At 42.9% G+C, this 4490-nt stretch carries 7 protein-coding genes; 4 read left to right on the top strand and 3 right to left on the bottom strand.

The genetic code is table 11. From position 1 onward, the window contains the following. Positions 1-366 precede the first annotated feature (366 nt). Together ACP45E_RS18370 and nqrM are read left to right on the top strand one after the other, a co-directional pair. The gene (locus ACP45E_RS18370) at positions 367-798 is read left to right on the top strand and encodes a NifB/NifX family molybdenum-iron cluster-binding protein (protein ID WP_017038425.1); all 432 of its coding nucleotides are present in this window, start codon (positions 367-369) and stop codon (positions 796-798) included. Further along, positions 795-992: a (Na+)-NQR maturation NqrM gene (nqrM, locus tag ACP45E_RS18365; protein ID WP_017038424.1), complete on the top strand. Its 198-nt coding sequence runs from the start codon at positions 795-797 to the stop codon at positions 990-992. Before ACP45E_RS18370 ends, nqrM begins: the two co-directional genes overlap by 4 nt. Before the next feature lie 185 nt (positions 993-1177). Here nqrM and ACP45E_RS18360 read toward each other — a convergent pair whose 3' ends face one another. Beyond that, complete coding sequence (locus ACP45E_RS18360; RefSeq protein WP_010441291.1) at positions 1178-1456, bottom strand: DUF134 domain-containing protein; 279 nt, start codon at positions 1454-1456, stop codon at positions 1178-1180. 43 nt (positions 1457-1499) lie between these two features. Between ACP45E_RS18360 and ACP45E_RS18355 the strand changes: the two genes are divergently transcribed. Then, complete coding sequence (locus ACP45E_RS18355; protein ID WP_017038422.1) at positions 1500-1919, top strand: PaaI family thioesterase; 420 nt, start codon at positions 1500-1502, stop codon at positions 1917-1919. A 604-nt stretch (positions 1920-2523) separates the two neighbouring features. After that, positions 2524-2820, top strand: a complete 297-nt coding sequence (ihfA, locus tag ACP45E_RS18350; RefSeq protein ID WP_017034111.1) for an integration host factor subunit alpha — start codon at positions 2524-2526, stop codon at positions 2818-2820. 223 nt (positions 2821-3043) lie between these two features. Here the strand turns inward: ihfA and ACP45E_RS18345 are convergent, their stop codons facing one another. Then, positions 3044-3595, bottom strand: a complete 552-nt coding sequence (locus ACP45E_RS18345) for a DUF1415 domain-containing protein (protein WP_017034110.1) — start codon at positions 3593-3595, stop codon at positions 3044-3046. A gap of 181 nt (positions 3596-3776) precedes the next feature. After that, positions 3777-4490 (bottom strand): MFS transporter (locus ACP45E_RS18340; protein WP_141707414.1); only part of this gene is annotated, 714 nt, incomplete at its 5' end.

The raw sequence follows: 4490 nt of genomic DNA, 5'->3' as shown, positions 1-4490 counted from the left end.
GTCAGTATGAAAGTGATTTGACGATGGTAATGAGCAAGTCGGGTTCAACATTGCTGATCCAGCAAATACTGATTAGCCAAACGCTATTGGCGATTGGAGTGAGATGGGCGAACGAACGGTTATAGGTGAAGGCGCAGATGTTGCCGATGCGGAAACGGTCTTAACTTTCGCCTTAGTTTTACGCATTGTGCTGTAGATGTTTTTCATTGCTTTCCAAGATACCTTGTCGCTCCCTCCACTCTATAGTTTTTGCTGAAAGTGCTATTTCTCTAATCTGTAAATCTAATTTTTCACACTATAGTTATTGGCATATGCCAATAATAAGGAATATACTGAATGCCTGATCACCAATAACACGGAGTTACCATGTTATACGCAGTACCTTGTCTTAATCTTCATGTCGGCAACCATTTTGCTCGTTCACCACAAATAGCGATTGTGGATGACCAACGACAAATAAAGCAGGTTGTTCCTTTGGTTGAATCCGACTCGTCTTGTAATAAAAAGAAGCAATGGATTTCAGTGATCCACTCTTACGGCGTGCAAGCCGTTGTCGTCCGCCACATAGGAAAAAGGATGCTGGCGCACTTGTTTAAAAACGATATTAAAGTGTTAGCCTCGATAGGAAAGGTTGAAATTGGAGCATTAGATTTTGATCACCTACAAGAAGTGACCGATTTGGATTACGGTCGAGAGCCTCGCAATCATGGGTGCGGTAAGAAAGAGCGTAGGAGAGACGGCGCGATTTTCATGTCACAGCCCAATAAGTTAGGGGCTATTCGAGGGTTCCGTAAATGACATTCCTACTAACATTATTGGGCTTTGTTGGAATCGTTGCGTTGATGGCGATCGGTGTGATTTTTTCACGCCAGCCAATCATAGGCAGCTGCGGCGGGCTAGCGCAGATAGATATTGAGCGTGAATGCAATTGCAAAGATGTGTGTGAGGAACATAGCCGTAAGCTGTATCAGATCTCAGAACCCTCAAGCTAGAGATCTCAAACAAGCCGCCATATAGCGAAGTGAATAGCTAAGTAAATAGCTAAATAAATAACTAAATAGATAAATAGATAAATAGATAAATAGCTAAATAGCTAAATCAGACAGTTCAATCGCTCAGTGGCTAGCTCGGTATCTAGCAGTGAGAGTGATCTCTATAGTTAAGGCTAGGGTGTCAGTTAAGAGTTTTGAATGACTAACGCGTGGCCGTTGACGATGCATTTAGCAACCTTGGCTCGTGCACGTTTAATGATGTTACCGAACGTTTGGCGAGACACCTGCATCTGCTCGGCGGCTTCAAGCTGGCTTAGGCCTTCTTGATCAGCCAAGCGCAGAGCTTCCAACTCTTCTAATAGCAGCTCTTCTTGATGAAGCTCGTCCATAGGAACGCCATTAGGCTTGAAACAAGAGTAAGCAGCACGGGTACACAACTGTCGGTGTTTTTTGGGTCGAGCCATATCAATCTCTAGGAATCTAAGGGTAAAAGGGATAAGGGTAAGTATGAAAGTTTTCATTCCTCACAACCATAGGCGCTGCAAAGTATGCAGCCAAGGCTTCTTTTCAGACAGCCCGATTTGTTTTGAAGCTGTTAGCGAGCACGAGACCTTAGTTAAGCATGAAGCCTTAGCTAAGATTGTACCAACAGATAAAGCTGAGGGCTATGATGGCATTATGCAGGGCGGCATTGTTACCGCGTTACACGATGCAACCATGCTGCATTGTTTGTTCCAAAATAATATCACGGCCATGACGGTCAGCATAACGTCTCGTTTCCACCATCCAATTTTGATCGGTCAAGAGTTAGAGATCCGTGCTCAATGGGTCAAAAGCAGCCGTAACATTTACTTCTTAGAAAGCCAAATTACTCAATGCGGTAAGTTATGTTCATCGGCAAAAAGTCAGTTTATGTCATCGCACTGATTCTTCAATCTAAAGAAATCGTCCTACTTCATTTGAGTGGGGTCTAGAGAAGGAGGCTGAACGGTTCAACTCAAGCAGTTAAGCCCGTTAAGCAGGGGGCGTGGCTCAGTAGAAGGCGAATTTCTAAAGACACAAAACTCTCGACAACTCTGGTTAAAGCGTTGCAGAAGGTAAGATAAGTTTGTGTAGCATTGGGGGGCTTTTTACAATCTGAAACTTGTTGATTATTAAAGGGTTAGTAATGAAATAAGCGCCCTAGTGTTTGGGTGGTTTTGTCCTTAATTTGAGAATTCTCTGAACAAACTTCAAAAAAAATCCACCCAAATATAATGGTCATTAATGTTGTTGGTTATCTATATGTTGGTTGTTTGTGCTTTAAAGTTTGTTTCTATTTTATTTTATTGGGTTTTTATTTTTATTTGTGTGTTTATTGATTCTATTTATATTTATTGATAGTTCCATACACTTAGAAAAAAGTTGGCGAAAATCAGAAGCTTGGCATACACTTTCCAAGGTAAAGCCGATATGTTGTTGATTGGCTAGGCAAAATGCTTTGGCGCTGCCATCTGGCAGTAATGTTAAACATAGCTTTAAGGGGAGTTTTATGGCGCTCACAAAGGCCGATCTGGCTGAGAACCTGTTTGAAAAACTTGGATACAGTAAACGGGATGCCAAGGAAACGGTTGAAGTATTTTTCGAAGAAATTCGAAAATCACTTGAAAGTGGCGAGCAGGTAAAGCTGTCTGGTTTTGGTAACTTTGACCTTCGAGAGAAAAGCGAACGCCCAGGTCGAAACCCTAAAACTGGCGAAGACATTCCTATCTCTGCTCGACGTGTTGTTACATTCCGCCCGGGACAAAAACTAAAAGCCCGCGTAGAGAATATCAAAGTTGACAAATAGCTGATCGATTGAGACCACGCCTAGCGTGGTCTTTTTATATCTGGCTTACGGCAACGAACAAAGATCCTTTAGGCTCCATCAATCGATGAAGTTGCAAGCACTCATGCTCGTTGAACTTTCAAGTCTTTTGGCTTTTTCTCTCTTCTTATCTTCTTATCTTCTTTTTTTCGCTTATAGCATCATTCAAGCGTGAACGTTTATGCATTGTGATTCTTTAAATCGATTAGCGAAAAAGGTACGGGAACAGTTGCTGTTTTTCTTCCTGCGATAAAGACTCAACACGAGCAATATTGTTATCGGGTATGGCTTCAGGATCTGGATAGTGTTTGAGCACCTTTTCCATCGACTCTTCACGGATTAAATGAATGGTTGGGTAAGGAGAGCGATTAGTCAGATTCTCGGTATCGTCGGGTTGGGTCCCGTGAAAGTAATAGTCTGGATGAAATGTCGCGACTTGGTAAATGCCTTCATAGTCTTGCTGTTTGATTAGCCCATCAACCCAGTCGAGAAAAAAGTTGTAATCCATGAAATCCTGAAGCATATCTGGAATTACAACCAAGGTTGTTTCAAGCTCTTTGGCATCTTTACTGTCGAGAATCTGAAATTCTTCCAAGATACATTCTAGCAGTGCTTCTTCCGTCGTGGCGTCGGTGACTGCAATTTTAATCTGCTTATTCTTGTTCGGCTTGTGTGCGAAAGGACACAGGTTAAGACCAACGATGACGTCTTCTAACCATTGCTGAGTCTGTTTTTCTGCGAGTTGATAGTTGTCCATAGGGTTATCTTTACTTAAACCGTTTCTGCGGGAGTCAGCACAGTGCCTCTCCAGATAATAGAACGAGTAGAATACCAGAAATGACGCTTTGAATGAGTAAAATTGGTGATTGTTTTATTTCTCAAAATCGCTTCTTCCATTACTCATTTAACGGCTGTTCGACTGGCAGATTAAGTAGCGTTTATCTGTGAGTTGGGTGAGGGTCAGCTAACGTCCGAGACGGTACCGTTTGTCGATAGAGTGCATAGCAAAGAGCAAACAAACCAATATAGAGAACCATGCCACCCATGGTGACACTCAACCATCCCCCGTGTTGCCAGCAATAGATTAGAAAGAAACCCCCTAGACTTCCACCCACATAGTAGTGAACAAGGTACAGTGCGGTTGCCGTTGCTTTCGCGTGTACGGCCTTTTGGCTAATCCATGAATACGCTAAGGTATGGGTAAAAAAAGCACCAAAACTCACCAGTAATAACCCAATGACCATCATGGATAAGCGATCAACCAGTGCCACCCACATCCCCAACATGCTGATGATGCTTCCTGTTACCATCCCAGAAATAGGCTGTTTATGTTGAGCCCATTTCCCGGTTAATTTCGAGCTAAGAGTTCCGGCCAAGTAACACAGAAAAATCAAAGAGGCAGCGCCAATCGGTAGGTAATGTGGGGCACTGACTAAGCGAAAGCCCATGACGGAATACAGATTCACAAAAAGCGCGAAATTAATGCCACCAATGAGCATGGTAAACCACAACGTCTTGTTTTTGATATGTTTAACCAACGCTCGATTATGGTGGAAAAAAAGACCACGCTGGGGCGTAAAGTTGTCCTGGTTTGGTAGAAGCAACCCAACAATCACAGCGCCTATGAACGTCAAGATGGCCATGGTTGCAAC

The organism is Vibrio genomosp. F10 str. 9ZD137 (assembly GCF_049974785.1).
Taxonomy (GTDB): Bacteria; Pseudomonadota; Gammaproteobacteria; order Enterobacterales; family Vibrionaceae; genus Vibrio.
Note: the sequence above shows the minus strand (reverse complement) of the source record. Positions and strands in the feature narration are given on the sequence as shown.